Here is a 23,946-nt window from a genome sequence, read left to right as displayed (position 1 = left end):
CCCATTGCGTTCAACCCGATGCCGGTCCACAGGCCTTGAGCATTGCTCCCGAAGCTTGTGGCGGCGGGGCACCAGGGCTCGATCAAGTTCCGTAGGTTTCCGGGGTGTTGGTGATGCCCAGGATCGGGAGTGCTCGTTCTGGTTCGTCGCGAATTGCTCGGGTGGTCTTGGCGATGTTGTCGGCTCCGAGGGTTTTCAGCGCGCCGATGGCGAGGTTGCGCAGGGTTGCCATGGCGCGAGGTGCGGTCCCGCTGTGGACGGTGGAGGCGTCCTCGGCGAAGGTGACGTCCCTGATGTGGTGGGATGAGTTCTTCACTCCCCAGTGCCCGCGAATCGCGGCGGCCAGGTCGGCGGGGCCGGCTTGGTGTGCGTCGAGACTGGTGACTGCGTAGACGCTCTCGCGGGTCTCGCGCTTGCCGGACTGTTTGCGGCGGCGGTGGACGCGGATGGCCAGGCGCGCGTGGGGGAAGAATCGATCCCGCCGAGTTCGTCTGCGATGGAGCAGGTCTTGATCGAGCGTGACTCGTGGCGTCCGTGCCCGGTCCCGGAGGTGGTGTGCTGGACGGCGATGTCCCGCCACGGCAGCGCCGCGAACTGGCTGTGGGCAGTCGGTTGGTTGGTCTTGATCACGGCGATGTAGTGGGCCTTCTTGGTCTCGACCAGCCACGAGATGTTCGCTTTGACCGAGTGTAGGGCGTCAAAGGTGACGACGGTACCTGCCAGGTCAAGCGGTGCCAGCAGGGGACGGAAGCGCGTGGTTTCGTTCGTCTTCGTCCCGACCTCGGCCTGGGCGAGGGTCACGACGGTGCCGTGGGTGACCGCGGAGAGCAGGTGTCGGCGCGTCGAGGTGAGGCGGGCTGAGCCCCTGAGTGCTTTGCCATCGACGGCGATCACGCGCGGTCGCCGGGACGCGGAGGCGGACGGCGCCCGGGCGGGCTCGGTGGCGGCGCGGTGCCGGTCAGCCAGGTAGGCGCCCACCGCACGGTCCAGGGCGTCACCGTCGACGGCCCCCAGCACCCGCCCGATCGTGGCCGGCGACGGAGCGCGTCGCCACCTGAGGAGGTGGTGACGGATGCCGATGACCGCCAGCAGGCCAGTGGCCGCACGGGCGCCCCACTCGGCGATCTCCTCGATGGTCTTCGCGCCCGAGACGGCCGCGCACGCGCACACGGCCAGGATCGAGACCAGGGAGTACCAGCGGCCCCGCCGCGACCGGGGGTGGGGCACCGACTCCAGGTAGGGGCGCAGGTCGGGGACGTGATCGGGGTCGAGCGGCCCGAGCTTCGCCAGGATCGCGGGAATCGTGGAGGACGGGGCACAGGGCACGGGATACCTTCGAGGCCATAGATTTTGGGCAGCAACGATGATCACGAAGTCTGTGCCCGTTCCGCTCTGCGCCCCAAGCAGTCGCAGCTACGCAGCCCACACGACCCAGGAACTTAAAGGCGACCCGCATCGAAGGCGACCCGAATCCAGGAGTCCAAGTGCGATGAGCTTCGTCATGGTTCCTCGTCTGTATCCACAACACACCATCAACCGCACGCGAGGAGAGCACCATGACCGCCATCTACACCTGGGACGTCTTTTCCACCCTCGACGGCTACGGCTCCTACGGCCCCGACGGCGACTGGGGCGGCTACTGGGGAAAACAGGGCCCTGAGTTTCTTGACAACCGCCTTGCCGTGGCCAGTGAAGAGCAGCAGATGGTTCTCGGGACCAACACCTTTCGGCAGTTCGTGGAGCTGCTGGGCCCGATCCCAGAGGCCGAACTCGACCCGGTGAACTCCCGGATGCGACGCACGCCGACAACGGTGGTGTCGACGACGCTCGCCGGACCCTTCGCATGGCCGGACGTGACCGTCGTGGCCGGCGACGCCGTCGACGTCGTCGCCCGGCTCAAGAAAGAGTCCGAGGTGCCGTTGCGCTCGCACGGCAGCCTGTCGTTGAACCGGGCGCTGATGGCCGCGGGGCTCGTCGACCGCGTCCAGGTGACGCTCTTCCCTGTGATCAGCGGTCAGACCGGGACCGCCCCGATCTTCAAGGGCGCGGCCGACTTCGACCTCGAGCTGATCGAGGGCCGGACGTTCGACGGCCACACCCAAGAGCTCATCTACCGACCCACCCTGCACAGCTAAACACAACCGTGCGCTGCACCAGGTCCCGCAGCCGAACCTGCCCCCTTCCACGGGCCGACATGCCGCACCTACCAGGAACTTGAACACGCCCTGGCGGGGCACCACACGAGTCACGACCCGCATCGTGGCGGCTACTTCAAGCCCGGGCGGTGGATTCGGACAAGGCGTATGACCGTCCGCGCCTGCGGAAATGATGAAGCGGCAAGCGCATCGGAGTCCGGATCGCCCGCGTAGTCATAGAGTCCAGTGAACGACTGGGACCTCATGGGTGGGGGATCGAGAGGACGAGGTCGTGGCTATCCGGCCACCGCAGACTCAGTCCCCGTTACAGGCGTCATCCCCGCAACAACCTCACCCTTCTGGGTCTCGCTGCAGCCCGATGCTGGTCTTCTTCCGTCGCGGGGGCGGCGGGGGGACGGACGGACGACCGTTACGGAGAAAACGTCGTGTGTGCATGGAGCCGTATTGCTCGTGCTGCACCAGTGAGGCGAGTGATACGCGGTGGCAGTCAGGATGCGTTCAGGTTTCCGCTGGCACAGTCGGGCACTATGACCTATGAAACTTCTGGGAGTCCGGTGCTTGCAGAGGCGGGCACTCAGAGGGGAGACCAGCAGCGAGCTGGCGGCCTACCGGCAGAGGCGGGCTCACGCCGCCTCTCCGGCACTGAATGGGGGAGTGGCGGGAGAGCCTCTGCGTGGCCGGGAGGGGAGGCCGCACGGGGGATCGGGCGACGCGAATTCACGCGTCACACCGGTTGGATCTCGGGACGAAGGTTCCCAGAATCCGACCAACTCCGCTGGGCAGGGCTCGAATCGGCTCCAAGGATTCCTCAGGCTGGTTAGGGAATGGGGGGCCTTCCGGCCGACCGGCAGGGGCACGACCCGATCCGAGAAGCCGAACGCTTACCGTCCAGCAAGGTGTGCTGCCCCCGGGTCATAGCAAGTATGCCGAAAGTCCTCGCGCAGGCCGAGGAAAGAACGAAAGCGGAGGTCATTCCGAGAACGCGAACCGTGTCACGGATGACGCCCTCGGCGGCGTGGCCCGAATGAGCTTGACGAGCAGTCGAAGTCATCCCGTCGTGGATCCGAGCTGCGCTTATCTACGCATTTACAGACAGTTACCGTTCGGCAGACGTGTGGGACGCCCCTCCGTGCTGCCACCCGTTCTATGCGAGGGTTATATGACAACTGTGACGACGTCCGAGAGTCTTCGGACGCCTGCCAGGCAAATGCTGAACAAGGTTCCCGAGGTCACGATCTGGTTTTGGATCATCAAGATCCTGTGCACCACGGTCGGCGAAAGCTTCGCCGACTGGATCAACATGAACCTCGGCGTCGGCCTGATCAACACCGCATTGATCTTCACCGCCGTTCTGGCAGGCGTATTGGGCTGGCAGCTCAGCACCAAGCGCTACGTCCCGTTCGTCTACTGGCTCACCGTCGTGGTGGTGAGCGTGACCGGTACCCTCTACACCGACATCCTCACCGACAGCCAGGGCGTTCCCCTCGCGGTGAGCAGCAGCGTGTTCGCCGTTGTCCTGGCCGTTGTCTTCGGGGTCTGGTACGTCCGCGAGCGGACCCTGTCGGTCCACAGCATCACCACCCGCCCCCGTGAACTCTTCTACTGGCTCGCGGTCCTGGTCACCTTTGCCCTCGGTACCGCGACCGGCGACTGGACCCTGGAGCTGACCGGCTGGACCCCGGGCGTCTCCGTGCTCCTGCCTCTCGGGTTGATCGTCGCGATCGTCCTCGCGTGGCGTCTCGGCGCCAATGCGGTGCTCTCCTTCTGGCTGGCCTACATCCTCACTCGCCCGCTCGGCGCCAACCTCGGCGACTGGCTCGGCTCGCCCAGTGGCGACGGCGGCCTGGGCCTCGGCACCGCGGTGACCAGCGTGATCTTCCTGGCCGCGATTCTGGCTACGGTCGTGTACCTCACGCTCAGCCGCAGCGATGTCATCGAGACCTCCGACCTGAGCGATGCCCCAGGAGCTGCGAACCCGGCGCGGGAGCGGCTCATGCTCGGTTACTACGCCGTTGTAGCGGTCGCAACCGCAGCACTTCTCGTTTGGGCACACCAGCAGCCCCACGCGGCTGCGGCCAGCGAGGCTCCCGCACCGCCGACCGCTCATCTCACCCCGAAGCAGGCAACGTCACCGTTTCCTCCGGCCGAGATCGCGAAATTCCGCACGATCACAGCCGACATCCTGGCGAAGCTCAACTCGGGCGATCAGGCAGCCGCGACCACCCGGGTGACCGACCTCGAGACCGCTTGGGACGACGGCCAGCCCACCCTTGAGCCCAAGAGCGAGCAGTCCTGGCACTTCCTCGACAGCGAAATCGACCAAGTCCTGACGTCGCTACGCGCCTCGACCCCCGACAAGGCCACGGAAGTCAAGGCGCTCAACACCCTCCTCACCTCACTCAGCTGACTAACCACGAAGACGGACTGCCTCGCCGCACTGTGCGAGCGTCGGATGCTCCCGGTGGTGGCCGTTCTCCCGGCGGGGCGCGGCCGTGTCCGTGGTCAGGAGCAGTGACTTTCTCTGCATGTCAGGCATCTGCGGCTCCGTCCGAGCACGGACGGAGCCGCAGATGCAGTGGCGAATGGCATCCAGGTGTGCTGCTGCGCGACGGCAGTCATAGGCCAAGACGGGCCATTTGACGCGTCCGTCGTTGTCGCCGCTGCCCCGACATGCATGTCGAGCTTCGCCGGCGCGGTTCCCGAGGAGGGTGCGGCACGGCAACGGTCAGTGCACGTCCCACGGTGTCGTCAGTCACTCGATGATCTGGTGCCAGCGCTCGTCCACCGCCGAGCACGGCTCGTAGGCTTCGATCCGTACCGGGCGAGCCGCGCCGGGAACCCGGGAACATGAAGAGCCGTTCGAGCACACGGTAATTAGCGCCCGGTCTCCGCCCCGTCGCCGACCATTGCGAGTAGAGCTGCTCGACACCGTCGCGATCGCCGCCACGTAGGGCGTGCGCCGTGAGGGCCGTCCACTCCCGCCAGCCCGTGAAGCCGGCACCGGAGGCGATGATCCGTTCCGATTCCCGGGTGGTGTCGGCCACCGCCGCCACGTCGCCGGTCAGGCACCTGTTCTTGGCCGGGAGGGCCGTGCGCATCGTCAGCCGCAGGCGGTACAGCTCGGCCTCAGCGAACGCCGCGTCGCAGCCCGCCGCACGAGCCGTCCCTGGAAGGGCGCTCCCTGGAAGCACGCGAAGCCTCGGAAGCGCCTCTACGGCCGCGCCCCCTGGTGCCCGCCTCAATGACCACCGTCGTGAGGCGGCCTGCTGGGTAGTCCTCGGCGTCTCCGGCAGTGCCGGAGTTCCTGCGGGGCGCCGTCGTAGCGCTTCACCTCGCCGAAAGGAGTGCTCTTCTCCCAGCCCTCGCGGGCCTGCGCGATCCCATCCTGAGATCGGGTGCCGAAGTGCGACATGAAGCCGCGGAGCCCCCAAGGGCACGTTGGTGAACCATGCGGGCGTCCTCGCCCTGTCCCTGGAGGCCGTGACCTTCCGACGTCCTGATCGGTACCGAAGGGGCTCGCGGGTCTGCGGGAGGATGCCGGGTGCAAGCGCCCTGCCAACGGCCCGTACTGCTTGCGCAGGTCAGGTCGGGGCGCGCAAGGTCTGGGAGGGACACGTGCCGTACACCTGCCTGTAGACGGCGCCGAAGGCGTGCGGCGCCTGCCATCCCCACCGTGCCGCCACGACGTTGATGGTCTCCCCGTCGCCCGGCCGTGCCAACCGGAGGTCCTGGTGAGCGCGTTCCAGGCGCACAGTGCGCAGGTAGGCCATGGGGGTCGTGTCGTAGTGGTGGCGAAAGCCGTACTGAAGGGTTCTGGTCGAGACGCCGGCGGCGGAAGCGATGTTGTCCAGCGTGATGGGCCGGTCGGCGTGTGCATGGATGAACTCCACTGCCCGGCGCACCGTCTCCGCCCCCACGTGGCCCGGCCCGGCCTGCAGCGGATCCGCCACCGCATAGTTGTTCGGGAAGGCGGTGAGGGTGACGGCGGCCAGCAGTCTGGCCGCCGCGTCCAGGACCAGTGGCGTCGTCGGCGCTCCGGTGTCGGCCAGCAGCTTCCAGGCGTCCTGGCGCGCGACCCGCCACAGTGCCGTATGGGTCGGCGAAGCCGCCTCGCGCGGCCGTAGCAGGCGCAGCGGGGCCGTGCCCTCCCCGTTGCCCAGACCAGCGACCGCACGCAGGAAACCGAGGTCCAGAACCGTTATGTCGGAGAAAATGCTGTCCACGTCGGTGTGGTACGGCAGTCCCGGTGGGGCCGGCACCATGACGCTGCCCGCAGGAAAGCCGACGTCGCCGCCCCCGAACCGGACACTGATGCGTCCCTCAAGCACCTCCTGCACCAGGACCCGGTCGAGCGGCTCGATGTCCACCGCCACCGTCATGGGCAGGGCCACCCTGTCCAGGCACAGGCGACTCGCCGTTCGCCGTTCATGCCGGAACGTCTCATGGCGTTCCGACGGTCGGCCCATGCGCATCCCGGTGCCGTACATGGAGGCCAGATAGGCTCGGCTCTGATCGGGATCCGAGGTGCAGAACAGGGTCCGTCGTACCTCGTTTCGCTGGTCGCTGCCTCTGACCACAACGCCTCGCACTCACGCATTCGATCCCGGCGGTGGCCCGGGCTGCCTAGGGACGACGCTACGCCGGTGGAGGGACAGCCGCGCGTTCAGCCGCCTGGCGACGCGACGGGGTGATGACGGCGCCAGGCTGCCGCCTCCGTGCTGTCACCGGCCTGGCCCAGGGCGGGTGACTGCCGGTGAACCGGACTCCGAAGCCCCGGTGGTCGGCTCTTCCCGCCGTTCGGATGGCCGGCCCGTGCTTCGGGGCGAGGACCGGCGCCAGGCGCCAGGGCTGCCCCGGCGGAAAGGGCACTGACCGGTTCCGATGGGGCCGCGTCCCTTCGATCGACTCCGCTTCCTACCTGGTTTGAGCGCGTGAGCCCGGTGGCAGAGGAAACGTCATGAAGGCCGTGCCGATGACGGTGCCGAACACGGGCCACCTCACGTCCTCGGGGACGACGACGCAGCCGGCGGACACTGCTTCGGCCGTACCTGTGGCCGGCTCCCTGTCTCGGCCGAGATACGCACGAGCGGCACCGCTTGTCCGGTGTGCCGGACCATGACGCCGCCGCCAACCGGTCGGCAACGCCTGGTCCTTGTCGCCGATCCCGGCGTGCCCTCGGAGATCGCTCGGGCCCTGGCCCCCCGTTTGCCCCGATATCTCACCCGGGCCGTGAGCAGCCGGGTCGAGTGGCAGGTGGACGCCTTCACCGCTCCACTGGTCGGCGCCGAGCAGGCGGACGTCTCCGACCTCGCGGACGCCGTCAGCCACCACCTGCAAGGCATCAAGTGGGACATCGCCATCTTCATCACGGATCTCCCGCGGCGAGCGAGGCTGCAGCCGATCAGCGTGGAAATCGACACGGAACACCGTGCCGCAGTGATCTCCCTGCCGGCACTTGGGTCTCGCCGACTCCGTCGCCGGGTGCGGCAGGCGATCGTGGACATCGTCCGGCAGCTCGTCATGCATCAGGACGCGCTGCAGCACCCGGAGGTCATCGGCCGCCCACCTCATCAGGCGGGCCCCAGCGCCGGTGACGCTTCTGACGTGCCACGGCGCTACGTCGTCCCTGGTCTGCGTGGGCATGTCCGCCTCGTGGCCGGGATGGTGCACGCCAACCGTCCCTGGCGGCTGTTCGGCTCCCTGTCACGCGGGCTGGCGGGTGTGTTTGCCACGGCGACGGTGTTGTTCATGAATGCCGTGGCCTGGAACCTCGCTGCCGCGCTGGGTACCTGGCAGTACGTGATCACCACGGTGCTGGCGGCGTCGGCGCTGACCGCATGGGTCATCATCGACCATGACCTGTGGGAACGTGCCGATGACCTGCCTGCCGGCCGCCATCCCTTCTACCCCTACAATCTGGTCACTCTGATCACGGTTGCGCTCGCGGTTGTCGTCCTGGCCATCGTTCTCTTCGGGGTCCTCGTCGCCGTGTCGTTCCTGTTGCTGGCCGCATCAGTACTTCAGAAATTCATCGGACGCCCAGTGGGTGCGGGCGATTACATCTACCTGGCCTGGTTCATCACCGCCATCGCGTTGGTCGGCGGTGCTTTCGGCACCAGTCTGGAAACAGACGACCAGGTACGTTACGCGGCCTACGGACGGCGACAGCGCGCACGTCAGCGGCAGCTCAAGGAGACGTCGGTACAGCAGGACGAAGGCACGGACACGCCATCGGGCGGCCCTGGACGGTGATGCCGACAGGTTCGTCTGCTGACTGGGCAGCAGACCGGTCAGCAGCGCTTCCTGCATCTGAACGGCGAGCAGCGGCTGCCGCAGCACCCCCTTCGTCGCCCGCCTCCCCGAGGACTGTCTGCACCAGCCGTGCCCAGCTCCATTCACGGACTGGAGCGGCGGAACCGATTGCTGATCAACACCCCGGGGGCGGCCGAGGTGATGTGCGTTCCGTCCGCGCGGCTCACGACCGGGGACGGGCTCCCGCTCCCAGCCGGGCGGTGACATCTCCAGGGGCGACGGCGGAGTGCTCCCCGGAGCACTCGACGACAACGCGGACCTGAGCGCCGCAGTCGGTGTGGCGAACGTCCAGCAGCGGGCCCTCCGGGCCCAGGGCATACGACTCGCCCCACTGGCTCAGCGCCATGAGCACGGGCCACAGATCCCAGCCCTTGCGCGTCAGGCGGTACTCGTTGCGGGCGCGGCTGCCGGGCTCCCGGTAGGGGACCGTTCTCAGGATGCCGGCCGAGGTCAGCTTCCGGAGACGGTCGCTGAGGACGGCCTCCGACAGGCCGATATGGCGGTGGAAGTCGTCGAAGCGGCGGACCCCGTTGACGGCGTCACGCAGGATCAGCAGAGTCCATTTCTCCCCGACCACGTCGAGCGCGCGCTGGACAGGGCAGTTCTCCGTGCTCGCCTCAAGCCACTCCATCCGACCATCGTAAGGCCCTGGCTTCGTCATTGACAGTCAGATGATGGACGGCTAGCTTCACTCATAAAAGTCAGACCGGGAGGCGCTGAGCCGTGGGACGAACACGCACGTATCACTGGGACGACCCCGCTCTCCTGGCGGAAGCCGCCGGACGCACGTCAGGCATCGACTTCCTGCGTGACCTGCAGGCCGGGCGGCTGCCCGGGCCGCCCATCGGCTACACCCTCGACTTCACCCTCGACGAGGTGGAACCCGGCAGAGCGGTCTTCTCACTGACCCCAGGGGAGGAGCACTACAACCCGATCGGCAGTGTGCACGGCGGTATCTTCGCCACCTTGCTCGACTCGGCGGCGGGCTGCGCCGTCCAGTCGACCCTCCCGCAGGGAATGGCATACACCTCACTCGACCTGACGGTGAAGTTCCTGCGGCGGATCACCGTGGACACGGGCCCGGTGCGCGCCATCGGCACGGTGGTCAGCAAGGGACGTCAAACCGCCCTCGCCCAGGCGCAGTTGGTCGACGCGGCGGACCGTCTACTCGCCCATGCCACCAGCAGCTGCATGCTCTTCCCGGTGCCGCCCTCTCAAGGGTGACCACCACTCCTATGCGCTCGACGAGGCCGGAGTGGTGGGCGAGAGCCATGATGCCGACGGCGATGACGTCCGCACTGGCCCGGTGGAAAAACAGATGATGGGCCACAGCTCAGGTGCGGCAGCCGGCACCTGAGCTGTGGCCCATCACGGCTGTCCTGGCCGCGCCGCGTCAGTCAGCCGTTCACGGGGTGTGTCCGGGGTGGCGGAGGACCGGGCGCAGGACCTCGATGACGCTGGGGTCGTCCACCGTGGAGGGAATGGGTTCGTCCCGTCCGTCGGCGATGCCGCGCATTGTCTTGCGCAGGATCTTTCCCGACCGGGTCTTGGGCAGGGCGGCCACGACCGTGACGTCCTTGAGGGAGGCGACGGCGCCGATGCGGTCGCGTACGAGCTGGACGAGTTCGGCTTCGATCTCGCTCGGGTCGCGGCCGGTGCCGGCTTTCAGGACGACGAATCCGCGCGGGACCTGTCCCTTGAGTGCGTCGGCGACACCGATGACGGCGCATTCGGCGATGTCGGGGTGGGCGGCCAGGGCTTCTTCCATGCTGCCGGTGGACAGCCGGTGCCCGGCGACGTTGATGACGTCGTCGGTGCGGCCCATGACGAAGACATAACCGTCGCCGTCGATGTGCCCGCTGTCGCCGGTGAGGTAGTAGCCGTCGTAGGCGGAAAGGTAGGAGGCGACGTAGCGCTGGTCGTCGTTCCAGAGGGTGGGGAGTGCGCCGGGCGGCAGCGGGAGCTTCACGACGATCGCACCGTCGACGCCCGCGGGCACCGGCTCGCCGGAAGCGTCGAGGACGCGGACGTCCCAGCCGGGCAGCGGACGGGTGGGGGAGCCGGGCTTGAGAGGGGCGGCTTCGATGCCGACCGGGTTGGCGACGATGGGCCAGCCGGTCTCGGTCTGCCACCAGTGGTCGATCACCGGGATGCCGAGGAGGGCGCTCGCCCAGTGGTAGGTCTCGGGGTCGAGCCGCTCGCCGGCGAGAAAGAGATAGCGCAGGCCGGAGAGGTCGTAACCCGTGGTGAGCGTTCCCTTCGGGTCCTCCTTGCGGATGGCCCGGAAGGCGGTGGGCGCGGTGAACATGGTCTTGACCCGGTACTCGGCGGCGACGCGCCAGAACTGGCCGGCGTCCGGGGTGCCGACCGGTTTGCCCTCGTACAGGACGGTCGTGGCGCCGGCCAGCAGGGGTGCGTAGACGATGTACGAGTGCCCGACGACCCAGCCGACATCGGAGCCGGTGAACATCGTCTCGCCCGGGCCCACGTCGTAGACAGCGCCCATCGACCAGTGCAGGGCCACCGCGTAGCCACCGCAGTCACGGACAACCCCCTTGGGTTTTCCGGTAGTTCCGGAGGTGTAGAGGATGTACAGCGGATCGGTCGCGGAGACAGGAACGCAGTCGGCCGGCGGCGCGGCTGCGGCCACATCGTCCCAGTCGAGATCGTCGGATCCCAATTCGGCTCGCTGCTGCGGGCGTTGCAGGATCACGCTCTTCTGTGGCTTGTGTGTGGCGAGTTCGATCGCCTGGTCGAGTAGCGGCTTGTACGCGATGACACGCTTGCCCTCGATACCGCAGGAGGCGGAGACGATCACCTTGGGCGCGGCGTCGTCGATGCGCAGGGCCAGTTCTCGCGCGGCGAACCCGCCGAAGACAACCGAGTGGACAGCGCCGATCCGCGCGCAGGCCAGCATCGCGACAGCGGCCTCGGGGACCATCGGCATGTAGATCACCACCCGGTCGCCACGCTCCACACCGAGCTGCGCGAGCGCCCCGGCGAAGGCCGCCACCTCGTCCCTCAGTTGCGCATACGTATAGGTGCGCCGGGCGCCGGTGACGGGAGAGTCATGGACGAGCGCGGGCTGTTCGCCGCGGCCGGCTTCCACATGCCGATCGAGCGCGTTGAAGCAGACGTTGAGCCGACCGTCGGGGAACCAGCGGTAGAAGGGGGCACCCGAGGAGTCCAGGGCGCGGTGCGGAGCGACGTCCCAGTCGATGCCCTCCGCCGCTTTCAACCAGAAGGTCTCCGGGTCTTCGGTACTGGCGCGGAAGACATCCTCGTACATTCCCATCACGGACTCCTTTGTCGCGTCGGGGCCTCAGTCTGGCGGCGTAGAGAAAACTGTGGGACACGAATACCGCATGCCGCCCGGCAGGATCGAGCGGGACGCGGGAGACCGGCTGCCGGCCACCACCGCCGAGGTGGTGGCGGATCTGGTCGGCGGGCTCCCGCGGTTGTTTTGTTCAGTTGCCGAGGTCGGTGTGGAGCCAGTGGCCGATCTGGTGGAAGGCCTGGTCGACCCGGCTGAGCACTCAAAGTGCACGGGGTCGACGCCTGGGCGCCGCGCCCACGGAGCCAGGCCACCGACACCTGTGCGGGCGTCGCGCCGATCTCCTCGGCGACGGCCAGGACGGCGTCGACAACGGCGGTCCTCTGCTCGGTACTCTCGGTGTGGACGATCGCTTCAGGGCTTCCGTCAGGCGAGCGAGCCGGACAGCCGACCCGTCGCTCCAGATGATCGATTCCAAGGGGTAGTTGCGGCTGTGGGTGACCGATGAGCCTTGCTGATTCCCGTGACCGGCGCCCTTCGTGGTGACAGCCAGGTCCGGTTGACGGGCCTGGTTTGGGGACAGCCGACGGGAGTAGATTCTGGCCCTGAATGCGGGCACAGATAAGGAGCACGGCCAGTGACCAGCGACAATCGCATAGGACCGCCCAGTTTTGGAAGCGAACGCGACATGCTGCGGGCTTTTCTCGACTACCATCGCGCGACCCTCGCCATGAAGTGCGAAGGGCTTACCGACGAGGAATTGCGGCAGCAGTCGATGCCGCCGTCCACGCTTTCGCTGCTCGGTCTGGTGCGGCACATGGCGGAGGTGGAGCGCACTTGGTTCCGTCGGGTGTTCGAGGACAACGACGCTCCCATGGTCTGGTCCGACAAGATCGACTTCCAGGCTGCCTACGACGCGAGCGCCTCGACCAGGGACGAGGCGTTCGCAGCCTGGGAGGCCGAGATGGAGAACTCGCGCCGTATCGAGCGGGAGGCTGAGTCCCTGGACCAGGCCGGACACCAGCCAAGATGGGACGAGGATGTATCGCTGCGGATGGTGATGGTGCACGTGCTCCTGGAGTACGGCCGCCACAACGGGCACGCGGACTTTCTGCGTGAGGGTGTCGACGGGACAGTAGGCGCTTGAGCCCGCAGGTGCCACCGGTCTCCCATCGCTGATCCATTCCGGAGAATCGCTCGCGCGGCTGGAAGGAGGGGGTCCAACGTCAGTTCATGAATCCAGAGTTGGACTCCCTTGCCATCGCGCTCTATGTGAAGACCGACGATCTGCCGAAGGATTCGCCGCAATGGGGCCGTGGCGGCCGGCCGTCGGCATCGCAGCGCTGCTCAGCGACGCGGAGTTGGTGACGCTGGCGATGATGCAGGTCAAGTCGGGCATCACCTCCGAGGCCCGGTGGTTGCGGCACGCCCGCGCTCACCTGCGGCATGTCTTTCTCTACCTGCCCCAGCAGCCCGGCTACGACAAGCGGTTGCGCAAGGAGGCTGATCTGATCCGGCGCCCCACCCGCACGCCGGCCCGCGACACCACGCCGTGGACCGACGGTGTATGGGTGGTGGACTCAGCGAGGCTCCGCAGGCCATCCGAGGGCTTGGTACTGCGACGGGGTCCATGTAGTCCCGCCAGTGCGTCACCTGGCGGTCCTTGATGGTGACCACGGAGACGAAGTGGTTGTCGTAGTCGCGCCCTGTGCGGACCGCCTGGCCGTGCACGGCGTATTCCAACACGACCACGGACGTCTCAGGGTCCCGGTGGACGGCCAGTTCGTCCACGGTGTGCAACAGCATCATATCGCCGTAGCTGCGGTACAGGTTGGCGACCGCCTGGCGTCCCTCGACCCGGCGGGGGTAGCCGGGGACTGAGACCACGTACTCGACGATGACGTCCTCGGACAGGAGGCCGAAGTAGTGCTCTCCGTCGGCCAGGCCCGTCAGGCCCTCCCGGATGATCCGGAAGAACGGGTCCAGCGCGGCGAAGCCCTCAAGGTTGTCGATGGACATGGTCATCCGGCCGCCGGGGTAGTCCAGGCGTGTGCGTTGCGCCGGGCGAAGTCCCTGAAGGTGGCCGGGGCCTGGCCGGTGACCTTCTCGACGTCGTCGTTGGGAGTGGTGCCGTCGCCGGAGATGATGGCTCCGGTCAGCCAGCGGAGCATCACCGCGTAGTCGGCTGGGACGAGTCCCGCGGCGATCGCGCCGCCGATCCACGCGTCGGCGACCGTGAGGGCCTGCGGGCCGGTGGGCTCGTACTTGGCACCGGCGTGGGCCTCGGGGGCGAGCAGGGTCTCTGCCGCGACGGCCGCGATGTCCTCAGCGTCGACGAAGGCTTCGGTGCCCCCGTCGGTGGGGGCCGTGATCGCCCCGTCGATGATCGGCAGGTGGGCGTCGGCGAAGTTCTGCAACCCAGGCGGGGCGCACGACGCAATGGGTGATGGTCGCGCGGGCGTCGAGGCCGGCCTCGACGGCTTTGATGTCGACCTCCTCGGGCGAGGTGTCGGCGCCGTAGGCGCTGAGGTAGGTGACGTGCCGTACGCCGGCGGCTTCAGCGAGGTCGAGGAAAGCGGCGACCTCGTCGGATGGCTTCTGAGGTCATTCGCTGGTCAGGGGCGCTCTTCGGAGCGCCCCTGATGTGTGAGTGGGACAACAGCCTGGCGGTGCCTGCTGCGGGACCTTCGTTGCCCGGTCAGGCACTGGCCATCGCGCACTGACCGCGGTCGGCCTTCGTCGGGCCGGCCGTGCTTGGCCGGACATCGAAATCGAACATGGCTGTGGGTACGTACAGCGAGCAGCACGCGTTGGGGATGTCGACGATGCCGCTGATACGTCCCTCTATGGGGGAGGAGCCGAGCAGCAGGTAGGCCTGCTCTCCGCTGTAGCCGAACTTCTTGAAGTACTCGACGGCGTTCAGGCAGGCCCGGCGGTAGGCCAGCGTGGCGTCCAAGTAGTAGTTCGTGTCCGTGTCGTGGTCGACGGAGATCCCGATGAAGGTGACGAATTCCGTGTACCTCGGCTCGACGTTGCCCGGGAGGAACACGGGGTTGGTGGAGATGCCGTATGTCTCCATGCCGCCCTTGATCAGGTCGACGTGGAAGTCGATGAAGCCGCCCATCTCGATGGCGCCGCAGAAGGTGATCTCTCCATCGCCCTGGCTGAAGTGCAGGTCGCCTCCGGAGAGCTTGGCGTCCTTGACGTGTACGGGGTAGAAGACCCTCGATCCCCGGGTGAAGTTCTTGATGTCGTGGTTGCCTCCGTTTTCGCGGGCCGGCACTGTGCGTGCGCCTTCCTCGGCGATGTGCCGTGCAAGGTCTCCGGTGGCTGTGCCGGCGAGCGCGTTGGTGGCGTCCGGCGGTACGGCCAGCGGCGGGACACGGTTCGGATCCGTGTCGATCAGCGCCTTCTCGCGGGCGTTCCAGCGGGCGAGCATCTCGGTGGAGGGGGCGGTTCCGAACAGTCCGGGGTGGGTGATTCCGGTGAACCGGATGCCGGGCAGGTGGCGGGAGACTGCCTGTTGGCCGTGGAAGTCCCATATCGCCTTGTAGGCGTCCGGGAAGTAGTCGGTCAGGAAGCCTCCGCCGTTGGCCTTGGCGAAGATGCCGGTATAGCCCCAGCCCTGGCCCGCGAAGTCCCCGGTCTGCTGCGGAACGGGGCCGAGGTCGAGAATGTCGACGACGAGGAGGTCGCCGGGTTCGGCGCCTTCCACGCCTATCGGGCCGCTGAGCATGTGGGGGATGGTGAGGTCGACGTCGCGTACGTCGTTGGCGGAGTCGTTGTTGCCGACCTGGCAGTCGGTCCAGTCCCGGCACTCCATCCGGAACTCCGATCCTGGCTTCACCATGGCGGCTATGGGGACGTCCGGGTGCCACCTGTTGTGTCCGGGAACGTCTTGGTCACGCATGGACTTGCTGTGGTCCACTTTGAAGAGAACTTCTGGCATGACAGCCTTCCTCGTTTCTGGTCCGGTCAGGTAGGTGCGCTCAGGCCGGCCGGCGGTGCGGCGGCAGGGGCCGGATGCCGCGTTTTCCGGGTGTACGGCCACAGCGCCCCGAACACCACCACGCCGAAAACCCCAAGTGCGACGGCGATTTCGGTGGGGTGCTTCCAGTAACCGGAGAGCAACAGACCGGCGGGAATCACGCCGGTGACCCAGCCCTCGATCGCCGTGACCCAGCCCGTATAGATTCTGAGACTGTCCATCTTGAGACCGAGCAGCAAGAAGAACAGGAACCACAGGAATGCCCAGTACAGCCAGATGACTCCGAACGGGTAGTCCTTGAAGAGACGGAAATTGACGAAGGAGTACCCCAGGGCCGTAATGGCGACGAAGAGCGAGTAGTAGCCGACCCCGGTACTGTCGAGGCCGAGGAGGAGGCCGATACCTACGTAGAGGTAGGTAAAGCCGAACAGGTAGATGCCGGATGCCGCCAAGATCTTCTTGGGGTCATTGTCGGCAATGAAAATGAGGTACGTCGGTGTCAGGACTTGGAGCGCACCCACGAAAAGGTTGAACACCGCTGCTGCTCGTGTGTCGACCTTCCCGAGGAGCATCACCCCGTTCATGAAGAGCACCGCACCGACGAAGAGCAGTCCCACGTTACCCACGGGGACGCACCTCCTAAGTCCGCGTGGGGAGCGGAATCGCGTCGCACCCGGCGGCCGACGAGATCGCTCTCGACATCCTGGCCGACCTGGCGCGATGGCGCATTCCTCGCACCGCTACCGAAACGACGTCCGTGTTCGGACGTCGACGCAGGAAATGTCTGCCTTGTCGACCACCGCCCTCAGGGACGCGGCAACCGCGACAGCGCAGGATGCACGTACTGCTGCACCCTGCTGCGTGGCGGCACTTCGGAGACTACTTCCGGGGCCTCACGAGCCTGCTCCTCCCGAGCGTGAAGAGCGGCCACCCCGTGGGAGGTCCGGGCGAAGGCAGGCGAAGAGTAGACACGTCTCGCAGTGCCTGCACAAGCAGGGCAGCCGTACGCCATGGGCGCCGTCCCGATCGCCAACTTCACATCAAAACGTCCACAGCGGCTGCATAGATATTCATACGTTGTCATCAGCAGCCTCCGCACGCCGGTGGGCGCCGGCCAACCCCAGTATCTGCGGCACCCCCGAAAGGGGAACACCACATCGTTTTTGTTTCGTATCTCCCAGGAGACGTCCAGCGAATCCACGTGTCAAGTTTTCACACCGCGCGACCCGGACCTTGTGGCCTGTCATGTCTCGCACAACTGGACAACTCGTAACTGGATATGGGGAACGTCGTATAGCTGCGGCAGAATCCGAAGCCGAGGGAACTGTAACGACCTGCCCCGGCAGCTGACGCAGTACGTCACAGACCATGTGACCGCCGTCCTCCTGCCCTGCCCGGTTCAAGGCTTAGGGTGGGATTCACCAGCAGAACGGCCGGATGGCGCCCACATATCTTTCCGGCAGGGCAGATATGTGGCGTCGCCTGGAACGGACGACGTGGCACGACCATCCCGCGAAGCATTCCCTGGCGACCGCAATGGGGGAAAGTTCCGCTGTGGTAGAGGCGCGGCACCGCCGGGACGCCCGGCGCAGGCAATATGTGCTCGCCGTGATCGCCGCGGGCGGGGCAGCAGGCGCTTGCGCCCGGTGTGCGGCGGGGTTGCTATGGCCGACAGGTGAGGTGAGTTCCCTTGGACGACGCTGTGCCTGAACGCCGTGGGATGCCTGATCATCGGCCGTTCATGGCGGCGATCACTGAGGTGTGTGGTGCGCACCCGTTGCTGCGCCCGTTCTTCGGTACCGGGGTACTCGGGGGCTTCACGACCTTCTCCACGTACTGCGTCGACATCTAGCGCCGGATACGGGAGCAGAGGGCCGGTGCCGCTCTGGCTTACCTGGTGGTGACCGTCGTCGTCGCGATGGTCACCGCAAAGATCGGCATGGTCGGCACCCGCCGGGTCGTCATGGTGATGAGGGGATCGAGATGAGACTCATCGGACGCGCGCTGCGCATGACGATATTCGTGGACGACAGCGACACCTGGAACCACAAGCCCCTGTTCACCGAGATTGTGCACCGCGCCCACGCGGCCGGGCTGGCCGGGGCGACGGTGTTCCGAGGCGTGGAGGGCTTCGGGGCGTCCTCGGTCGTCCATACGGCCCGGCTGCTGTCGATGGCCGACGACCTGCCGGCTGCGGTGGTCATCGTCGACCAGGAGGAACGGATCCGCTCCTTCGTGGCACAGCTGGCGGAGTTGCACATCGAAGGCCTGGTCATCGTGGAAGACGTCGAGGTGGTCCACTACAAAGGTCGGGAAGGGTGAGCACATGAGGTTTCTGCTCGTCGCACTCGGCGGCGGCGTCGGCGCCCCCTGCGGTACCTCATCGACCAGATGGTCCAGGCCCGCCACGGCACCACCTTGCCATGGGGCACCTTCGCGGCCAACGTCACCGGGTCGCTGATGCTGGGCACGCTGACCGGGGCGGCCATGGCCTCGGCCGCCTCGCAGGATGTACAGCTCCTACGGGCGCCGGCTTCTGCGGTGCCCTGACCACCTACTCCACGTTCTCCTACGAGACTTTGAGTCTGGCCGAGGCCGGAGCGCCGGTTTCTCGCGGCGGCCAACGTGGTCGCTCGGTCATCGCCGGTCTCGGCGCCGTCTACGTCGGACTTGCCCTCGCACACGCTGTGTTCGGATAGTCGGCATCACCGGGATGCGAGCGAGACAGTGAGGCTTTGCCAACTTGGTGGTTGAGCTGCGTTGTTGGGCTGCCGCATGGGCGAAGCCCCTGGTAGACGGGTTCACGGCCACGATCGCCCGACCCACCAGGGGCTTCCTGTGCTTGTCTATCCGTGTGGGCTGGACGTGTCCAGCCGTTCCCTGCGCTTCCTCGCTGCCCGGCTGCGTGAGCACCGTCGCCGGATCGGCAGCCGCTTCGGCCGACTGAGTGCCGGCAGGCAGGCCCTGCTCGCGCCGGCGCATCTGCGGAACGGGACGACCTACGCCCAACTCGCGGCGGGTTTCAGAGTCGGCACGAGCACGGTCTACCGCTACGTGGCCGAAGCTGTCGACCTGCTCGCGGCGCTGCGCCGACGCTGACCGAGGCCGTCCGGGCCGCGTCGACCAAGGCGTACGTGTTAGCTGGACGAGACGCTCCTGCCCATCGACCGGGTGGCCGCCGACCGGCCGTTCTACTCCGGCAAGCACCGCCGTCACGGGATGAATGTGCAGGTCCTCGCGGACCCGTTCGGCCGGCTGCTGTGGGCATCGCCCGCGTTGCCCGGTGCAGTTCACGACGTTCGTGCGGCTCGGGAGCACGGCATCATCGACGCCCTCGACCAGGCACGGATCGTCTGCTGGGCGGACAAGGGCTACCGCGGCGCCGACGCCACGGTCCGTGTCCCGTACTGGGGCCGACGGGAGACGCTGTCCGCAGGCCAACAAGCGGCGAACCGATCCCACGCAAAGATCCGAGCCCTCGTCGAGCAGGCCATGGCCACCCTGAAGACCTGGCGGCTCCTGCGCAAGATCCGCTGCCCGACTACCCGCATCACCAGCCTCGTCCAGGCCGTCCTCACCCTGTACCACACCAGCTCAACCGCAGGTTGAGGACGGACCTGCAGGAGCTAACAGCCATGGAAGACTGAGGCGTATGCGAAGGCAGATGGCAAGAGGAGCAGCATCCTGGGTGGGCCCGTTGGTGTTGCTGGCCGTCGGCTGTTCGACGTCGACGTCGTCCCAGCCGGATTCGCCATCCTCCTCGGCAAGTCGGCCGGATGCTTCCGGCACGACGAATGCGGCCTGCCGCGACACTGCGCCGGTCCGTTCCGACTCCGTACCAGCCGCCGTGCGCGACTTCGACAGGAAACGCAAATGGCACGGCGCCGCTGACCTATGGGTGGCCAAACCTCGCCTTCTGGATCACACAGACGAACACGAAGAGGGGTACCGCACGAAGTACGCGTCGATAACGCTCGACGCCCAGGGACGCGTGACTGACCAGAAGGGCGCCCCGCACGTCGACGCCAAACGACTGGACAGACCCGGCTCCGCGCGCGGCAGCACCGGTGGATTTGCCACCGCCGACGGCGACCGGCAGTGGTGGCCGACGGTCATCAACTTCCCCGAGCCCGGCTGCTGGAAGGTGACCGAAACACTCGGCTCCACCGAAGTCCGCTTCACCGTGCATGTCCCAGCACTCTGACGAGTCCGTGCTCGCAGGCTCGGGACGGCTGACGGACCACCCGCGGGACGTCTCGTCTCGACTACAGGCGCTGCCCAAGCCCGCACACCGTCCCTGACCTACTCAATCTGAGGTTGGCAAAGCCTCAGTGGCCACCGACCGCATTTTCCGCCGGGTTGCAGCGCGGAACTCCGTCGGGGATTGCAGCGCCGGCGCACGCTCGACAAAAATTGCAATATCATCGGTATTCGGTCCGGCTTACCGCACTGCGGCCTCACCGGTGGAGGATGCCATGGCAGAAATCCTTGCGGTGCTCTACCCCGACCCTGTGGGCGGTTACCCCCGAACTAGCCCGCGATGAGATTCCCAGCGTCACTGGCTATCCGGGCGGACAGACCGCGCCGATCCCGCAGGCCATGGATTCCCTCCGGGACAACTCCTTGGGTCTCGGGGTGACTCGCACTGCGCACGTTCCCGGAGGACCGAGGCGACAACTATGTCGTGACCAACGACAAGGCAGCACACGACTCCACCCTGGCCTGCGAGTTGGCCGACGCCGACGTGGTGATCTCGCAGCCTTTCCCGCCCGCTTGTCTGACCCCAGAGCGGATCGCCGCGGCTCCCCGGCTCAAACTGGCGATCACGGCGGGGATCGGGTCGGACCACGTCGACCTGCCGAGCGCCATCGCCCACGGCATGACCTTGGGCAGGCGGTGTACGTCGTGGTAGTGCAGGTGGACGTCGAACGGCTTGAGGCGGCGCAGTACTGCCTGGCCGATGCGGCCGAAGGTCGAGGAGGAACTGGAAGTGACCTGGCATCCCGACGTGCGTTCGCTGGCCTCCGCGGTCGATGTGCTCTCAATCCACACTCCGCTGCATCCGCAGACGCGGAACATCCTCGACGAGGACGTGATCGGCGTCATGAAGCGCGGTTCCTAGATCGTCAACACCGCACGCGCGCTCATCGTCGACCAGGATGCCGTGGAGCAGGCGCTCAAGAGTGGACAAGGGGGCGGTTACGTCGGTGAGGTCCGGTATCCCCAGCCGCCACTGCCGGACCACCCGTGGGGCACCGTGTCGAACGAGGGGATGACGCCCCAGGTGCACGGTTCGACCTTCTCGGCAGACCCGCTACGCGGCCGGCACCCGGGGGATCCTGGGGTGCTGGTTCGATGGGCGCCCCATCCGCATCCGCCCGGAGTACCTGATCGTCGCCGGCGGCGGGCTTGAACGTACGGGATCATGCTCCTACACGGTCGCCGGATAACGAATATGCCGGTGTACAAGAAATCAGCAGAGGATTCATAGGAAGGTCCAGCAGATGAATGACGAGTGAGGCTTCCTGGTATGTCATGACTGCTGCGAGTCGACACCCGCTGTGAGCCGGTTCACCCCAAACCTACTGGACGGGCGCGCCCAATACCTTTAGCGTCCTTGAATAGATTGGTTTTCCCCTATGCGAAGGCACCGGCGCCGCGCATAGTGTCCCGCACATAACCAAGGTGAACGCCGGGAAGGTGGATCAGTGAGCAGCATGGACGCCGTATGGGTACGAGGCGTGAACGGCATTCAATTGCACCACGTGACCGACCTTCAGGATGCCGGCAGGTTTTTGGGTAACGCAGCGATGGCACTGCGGGCCGCACACGTGAGGACTGGCGCCGACCAGTACTCCGACATCGCCGCCGAGCTCAGAAGCCTGGTGGAGCGAGTGCGACAGATGGAGGACGCGGCGCGGTCGAACATGCACGACCTGCACTCCACCGACCCCGAGCGGTTCGCCCGCTGCAGGGACGGTCACGAGCCGTGGCCCGGCGAGATCCCGGCAGGGTTCATCCCGCGCCACACCTGCCGGGACGAGTGCCTCTACCACGACCGCAAGGTCCTCGATGCGATCATGCAGTGCACCTGCGGCCGACCGCCCTGCCAGGCGTGCGAGATCGGCGGGAAGCTCTGACGAGCCCGAGCGAGTGGTGAAGGAACCCCTTGGCTGGGTGGCCTTGCGAGTCGTCGGCAGCCTCCTCCGCAGCGCGGCTGCCGAACGCCCTCCGAGTGCAAGGCGAACGACCGCGAACTGAAAGTCCCCGTGGTCCTGAGCAAGAGCGTCTCCAATGTGGTGAAGCGCACGTTGACTCAACACGGGGCGGGCTACGTGGAGTTGGATTGTGCCGGACGGCTTGTGGGAGATCGCCAAGCCGCTGATTCCGTAGGTACGGGTGCGGCCGGAGGGCGGCGGAACGCCGAACACGCCTGATGAGACCGGCTGCACGAGGCGGTCCTTCACCGGCCCGACGACGCAGGCCTCATCGATGTCACCCGCATCGTCCTCGACACCGCCCCCGTACGCGCTGAAAGGGGGCGGCTACACAGGTCCGAGCCCCGTGGACCGGGGCAGGCGGGGCTCCACGGTGCACTTCCTGTCGGACGCAAACGGACTGGGGCCCCTGGTCGTCGGCGTCTCCGCCGCCACACCCACGACAGCGAAGCGTTGAAGCCCATGGTGGCCGTTCACCAAACGAGACACAACCCCGCCCGCGACCGCCACTTCAAGCCCCAGCGCCTGCACGCGGACAAGGCATGCGACCGCCCGGACCTGCGGAAATGGTTACGCGGCAAGCGCAGCGGAATCCGGATCGCCCGCAAGGGCATCGAGTCCAGCGAACGGTTGGGCCGCCGCAGGTGGGTGATCGAGACCACGATGGCGTGGCTGTCCGGCTACCGCAGACTCAGCCCCCGCTACAAGCGCCACCCCCGCGACTACAGTGGCCTCGCCCGCCCGGCTCGGTGGTGGGCGTGGAGGGATAACCTCGACGATGGCCAAGCCGAGGCCGGAGCCGCCGTAGGTGCGGCTGCGGCTAGCTTCGGCGCGCCAGAAGCGTTCGAGGACGCATCGGGTCGGGTTCCCGGCCAGGGACAGCGGACGGCCGGTCCGTCTGCAGCGCGGCTGATGGCGAGCAACTGCCCCGGAAGGAGCAGTGTGGGCGTACGGCTACGACCTGCGCGGCCGCAAGACCACCTTGACCGACCCGGACACGGGCAAGGTCGACACCGTCTACAACGACGCCGACCCGCCGCTGACGGTCACCTCCACCCTCAAGAACGTCTCCCGGACCCTGATCACCGACTACGACGAGCTCGGACGCAAGATCGGCACCTCGGACGGGACGCAGGACACCGCCCACCAGCTGACGAAGTTCACCTACGACACTCTGGCCAAGGGACAGCCGACCGCCGCGATCCGGTACGTCGGCGGCACCACCGGCAAGATACGGTGTTGGACGGCTCCGCCGGCGCCTCCGCCCGGCGCCCCCTGGGCTGGTTCGCCCCGGCCGCCCGTACCCGACTGATCGAACGTGTCCGAACCGACCTCGAAGACCTCACCCCCGGGGACCGCGCCCAGATCGAGCAGGCCGTAACCCTGGACCGCCGCAGCCGCACCGTCACGCTCGGCATGCCCCGTGTCCGCCAGCCCGGTCCCGACGTCCGCCCGACAAGGACCCCGACGTGACCTCAGAGATGAGCAACGGCCGCCATGCCGGCACCGAACGGCGCCGCAGCCGCGTCCGGGAAGCCATCACGACCGCCGCGCGCCACGGCGCACCGCTGACCGCCTCGGCCATCGCCCGCGCAGCACGGGTCGACCGCACCTTCCTCTACCGCCACCGCGACCTGCTCGCCCTGATCCACGCCGCCGAACTCGAGCCTGCCCAGCACGAGACGGCTGGCGCCAGTCAGCCGTGCCTCACTCCAAGCAGACCCGGCCAACGCACGGGCCCGCAACACCCGGCTCGTCGCCCGCATCCAGCAGTTGGAGAAGCGCCTGTCCGAGGCACTGGGGGAACAGATCTGGCGGGAGTCCGGCCTCGGCGCCCCCGCCGAATGTGGAGGAACTCCAGCGGACGATCACGCTCCTGGAACAGCAAACCGTCGATCTGACCACGTCTTTGGAAGAGCGCGAGGCCGAACTCGAGGCCGCCCGGGAGGCCAACCGAGAGTTGACCAGGGCCTTGAACCAGCGCCAGTGAGTGCCTGT

The 23,946-nt window shown here is 67.1% G+C and carries 20 protein-coding genes and 7 pseudogenes; 17 read left to right on the top strand and 10 right to left on the bottom strand.

Going from position 1 to position 23,946, the window contains the following annotated elements:
- Nucleotides 1-82 precede the first annotated feature (82 nt).
- The gene (locus tag ABZ396_RS39065; RefSeq protein WP_358922761.1) at nt 83-316 is read right to left on the bottom strand and encodes a hypothetical protein; all 234 of its coding nucleotides are present in this window, start codon (nt 314-316) and stop codon (nt 83-85) included.
- The gene (locus ABZ396_RS39060) at nt 313-1,326 is read right to left on the bottom strand and encodes an ISAs1 family transposase (protein ID WP_358922763.1); all 1,014 of its coding nucleotides are present in this window, start codon (nt 1,324-1,326) and stop codon (nt 313-315) included. The genes ABZ396_RS39065 and ABZ396_RS39060 overlap by 4 nt, the downstream gene beginning before the upstream one ends.
- A 230-nt stretch (nt 1,327-1,556) precedes the next feature.
- Here ABZ396_RS39060 and ABZ396_RS39055 point away from each other — a divergent pair, with 230 nt between their 5' ends.
- The 3 genes and pseudogenes from ABZ396_RS39055 to ABZ396_RS39045 all read left to right on the top strand — a co-directional run bounded on the left by ABZ396_RS39055 (nt 1,557) and on the right by ABZ396_RS39045 (nt 4,563).
- Entirely contained in the window at nt 1,557-2,135 is a 579-nt protein-coding gene (locus ABZ396_RS39055; RefSeq protein ID WP_358922765.1) for a dihydrofolate reductase family protein, read from the top strand.
- Nucleotides 2,136-2,353: 218 nt separating this feature from the next.
- Nucleotides 2,354-2,470, top strand: a pseudogene (locus tag ABZ396_RS39050) (IS5/IS1182 family transposase); the annotation flags it as partial.
- Nucleotides 2,471-3,315: 845 nt separating this feature from the next.
- A complete protein-coding gene (locus tag ABZ396_RS39045; protein ID WP_358922811.1) occupies nt 3,316-4,563 on the top strand; it encodes a hypothetical protein in 1,248 nt (415 codons plus the stop codon).
- A gap of 1,174 nt (nt 4,564-5,737) precedes the next feature.
- Here the strand turns inward: ABZ396_RS39045 and ABZ396_RS39040 are convergent.
- Complete coding sequence (locus tag ABZ396_RS39040) at nt 5,738-6,535, bottom strand: AraC family transcriptional regulator (protein WP_358922767.1); 798 nt, start codon at nt 6,533-6,535, stop codon at nt 5,738-5,740.
- An 850-nt stretch (nt 6,536-7,385) separates the two neighbouring features.
- Between ABZ396_RS39040 and ABZ396_RS39035 the strand changes: the two genes are divergently transcribed.
- A complete protein-coding gene (locus ABZ396_RS39035) occupies nt 7,386-8,408 on the top strand; it encodes a hypothetical protein (protein ID WP_358922769.1) in 1,023 nt (340 codons plus the stop codon).
- Nucleotides 8,409-8,631: 223 nt separating this feature from the next.
- Here the strand turns inward: ABZ396_RS39035 and ABZ396_RS39030 are convergent, their stop codons facing one another.
- Nucleotides 8,632-9,099, bottom strand: coding sequence for a helix-turn-helix domain-containing protein (locus tag ABZ396_RS39030; RefSeq protein ID WP_358922770.1), 468 nt, complete (start codon nt 9,097-9,099; stop codon nt 8,632-8,634).
- Nucleotides 9,100-9,191: 92 nt separating this feature from the next.
- On the opposite strand from ABZ396_RS39030, the gene ABZ396_RS39025 reads away from it, so the two are divergent.
- Nucleotides 9,192-9,692, top strand: a complete 501-nt coding sequence (locus ABZ396_RS39025; protein ID WP_358922772.1) for a PaaI family thioesterase — start codon at nt 9,192-9,194, stop codon at nt 9,690-9,692.
- A gap of 181 nt (nt 9,693-9,873) precedes the next feature.
- Here ABZ396_RS39025 and ABZ396_RS39020 read toward each other — a convergent pair whose 3' ends face one another.
- Complete coding sequence (locus tag ABZ396_RS39020; RefSeq protein WP_358922774.1) at nt 9,874-11,763, bottom strand: propionyl-CoA synthetase; 1,890 nt, start codon at nt 11,761-11,763, stop codon at nt 9,874-9,876.
- A 616-nt stretch (nt 11,764-12,379) separates the two neighbouring features.
- Between ABZ396_RS39020 and ABZ396_RS39015 the strand changes: the two genes are divergently transcribed.
- Entirely contained in the window at nt 12,380-12,889 is a 510-nt protein-coding gene (locus tag ABZ396_RS39015) for a DinB family protein (protein WP_358922776.1), read from the top strand.
- A gap of 251 nt (nt 12,890-13,140) precedes the next feature.
- Here the strand turns inward: ABZ396_RS39015 and ABZ396_RS39010 are convergent, their stop codons facing one another.
- The 5 genes from ABZ396_RS39010 to ABZ396_RS38990 all read right to left on the bottom strand — a co-directional run bounded on the left by ABZ396_RS39010 (nt 13,141) and on the right by ABZ396_RS38990 (nt 16,814).
- Nucleotides 13,141-13,767: a hypothetical protein gene (locus ABZ396_RS39010; RefSeq protein ID WP_358922778.1), complete on the bottom strand. Its 627-nt coding sequence runs from the start codon at nt 13,765-13,767 to the stop codon at nt 13,141-13,143.
- Nucleotides 13,764-14,159, bottom strand: coding sequence for a hypothetical protein (locus ABZ396_RS39005; protein WP_358922780.1), 396 nt, complete (start codon nt 14,157-14,159; stop codon nt 13,764-13,766). The genes ABZ396_RS39010 and ABZ396_RS39005 overlap by 4 nt, the downstream gene beginning before the upstream one ends.
- Nucleotides 14,160-14,440: 281 nt before the next feature.
- A complete protein-coding gene (gene fmdA / locus ABZ396_RS39000) occupies nt 14,441-15,691 on the bottom strand; it encodes a formamidase (RefSeq protein ID WP_358922782.1) in 1,251 nt (416 codons plus the stop codon).
- 26 nt (nt 15,692-15,717) lie between these two features.
- The gene (locus ABZ396_RS38995; RefSeq protein ID WP_358922784.1) at nt 15,718-16,356 is read right to left on the bottom strand and encodes an AmiS/UreI family transporter; all 639 of its coding nucleotides are present in this window, start codon (nt 16,354-16,356) and stop codon (nt 15,718-15,720) included.
- A 179-nt stretch (nt 16,357-16,535) separates the two neighbouring features.
- Nucleotides 16,536-16,814 carry an FmdB family zinc ribbon protein gene (locus ABZ396_RS38990; RefSeq protein WP_358922813.1) on the bottom strand — a complete coding sequence of 93 codons (279 nt, stop codon included), beginning with the start codon at nt 16,812-16,814 and terminating at the stop codon, nt 16,536-16,538.
- 452 nt (nt 16,815-17,266) lie between these two features.
- Between ABZ396_RS38990 and ABZ396_RS38985 the strand changes: the two are divergent.
- The 11 genes and pseudogenes from ABZ396_RS38985 (at nt 17,267) to ABZ396_RS38935 (ending at nt 23,938) form a co-directional block, all read left to right on the top strand.
- A pseudogene (locus ABZ396_RS38985) lies at nt 17,267-17,717 on the top strand (CrcB family protein).
- Nucleotides 17,714-18,052 carry a DUF190 domain-containing protein gene (locus tag ABZ396_RS38980; protein ID WP_358922785.1) on the top strand — a complete coding sequence of 113 codons (339 nt, stop codon included), beginning with the start codon at nt 17,714-17,716 and terminating at the stop codon, nt 18,050-18,052. The pseudogene ABZ396_RS38985 and the gene ABZ396_RS38980 overlap by 4 nt, the downstream one beginning before the upstream one ends.
- Before the next feature lie 4 nt (nt 18,053-18,056).
- A pseudogene (gene crcB / locus ABZ396_RS38975) lies at nt 18,057-18,429 on the top strand (fluoride efflux transporter CrcB).
- 139 nt (nt 18,430-18,568) lie between these two features.
- A pseudogene (locus tag ABZ396_RS38970) lies at nt 18,569-19,339 on the top strand (transposase family protein).
- A gap of 79 nt (nt 19,340-19,418) precedes the next feature.
- Nucleotides 19,419-19,934 carry a hypothetical protein gene (locus ABZ396_RS38965; protein WP_358922787.1) on the top strand — a complete coding sequence of 172 codons (516 nt, stop codon included), beginning with the start codon at nt 19,419-19,421 and terminating at the stop codon, nt 19,932-19,934.
- A 480-nt stretch (nt 19,935-20,414) separates the two neighbouring features.
- The gene (locus ABZ396_RS38960) at nt 20,415-20,642 is read left to right on the top strand and encodes a hypothetical protein (RefSeq protein ID WP_358922788.1); all 228 of its coding nucleotides are present in this window, start codon (nt 20,415-20,417) and stop codon (nt 20,640-20,642) included.
- 48 nt (nt 20,643-20,690) lie between these two features.
- Nucleotides 20,691-21,143, top strand: a pseudogene (locus ABZ396_RS38955) (NAD(P)-dependent oxidoreductase).
- A 418-nt stretch (nt 21,144-21,561) separates the two neighbouring features.
- Nucleotides 21,562-21,870 (top strand): hypothetical protein, encoded by a 309-nt coding sequence (locus tag ABZ396_RS38950; protein WP_358922790.1) that lies wholly within the window; start codon nt 21,562-21,564, stop codon nt 21,868-21,870.
- 205 nt (nt 21,871-22,075) lie between these two features.
- Nucleotides 22,076-22,674, top strand: a pseudogene (locus ABZ396_RS38945) (transposase); the annotation flags it as partial.
- A 205-nt stretch (nt 22,675-22,879) separates the two neighbouring features.
- A pseudogene (locus tag ABZ396_RS38940) lies at nt 22,880-23,260 on the top strand (hypothetical protein); the annotation flags it as partial.
- 534 nt (nt 23,261-23,794) lie between these two features.
- A complete protein-coding gene (locus ABZ396_RS38935; RefSeq protein WP_358922791.1) occupies nt 23,795-23,938 on the top strand; it encodes a hypothetical protein in 144 nt (47 codons plus the stop codon).
- Nucleotides 23,939-23,946: the final 8 nt, after the last annotated feature.

Source organism: Streptomyces sp. NPDC005866, from assembly GCF_040629895.1.
Taxonomy (GTDB): domain Bacteria; phylum Actinomycetota; class Actinomycetes; order Streptomycetales; family Streptomycetaceae; genus Streptomyces.
This window is presented reverse-complemented; position numbering and strand designations above follow the sequence as displayed.

Excerpts from the sequence above, each read along its gene's own strand:
- ABZ396_RS39055 (WP_358922765.1), top strand. The coding sequence starts at position 1,557 with ATGACCGCCATCTACACCTGGGACGTCTTTTCCACCCTCGACGGCTAC.
- ABZ396_RS39045 (WP_358922811.1), top strand. The coding sequence starts at position 3,316 with ATGACAACTGTGACGACGTCCGAGAGTCTTCGGACGCCTGCCAGGCAA.
- ABZ396_RS39040 (WP_358922767.1), bottom strand. The coding sequence starts at position 6,535 with ATGACGGTGGCGGTGGACATCGAGCCGCTCGACCGGGTCCTGGTGCAG.
- ABZ396_RS39030 (WP_358922770.1), bottom strand. The coding sequence starts at position 9,099 with ATGGAGTGGCTTGAGGCGAGCACGGAGAACTGCCCTGTCCAGCGCGCG.
- ABZ396_RS39020 (WP_358922774.1), bottom strand. The coding sequence starts at position 11,763 with ATGGGAATGTACGAGGATGTCTTCCGCGCCAGTACCGAAGACCCGGAG.
- ABZ396_RS39010 (WP_358922778.1), bottom strand. The coding sequence starts at position 13,767 with ATGACCATGTCCATCGACAACCTTGAGGGCTTCGCCGCGCTGGACCCG.
- fmdA (WP_358922782.1), bottom strand. The coding sequence starts at position 15,691 with ATGCCAGAAGTTCTCTTCAAAGTGGACCACAGCAAGTCCATGCGTGAC.
- ABZ396_RS38990 (WP_358922813.1), bottom strand. The coding sequence starts at position 16,814 with ATGACAACGTATGAATATCTATGCAGCCGCTGTGGACGTTTTGATGTG.
- ABZ396_RS38980 (WP_358922785.1), top strand. The coding sequence starts at position 17,714 with ATGAGACTCATCGGACGCGCGCTGCGCATGACGATATTCGTGGACGAC.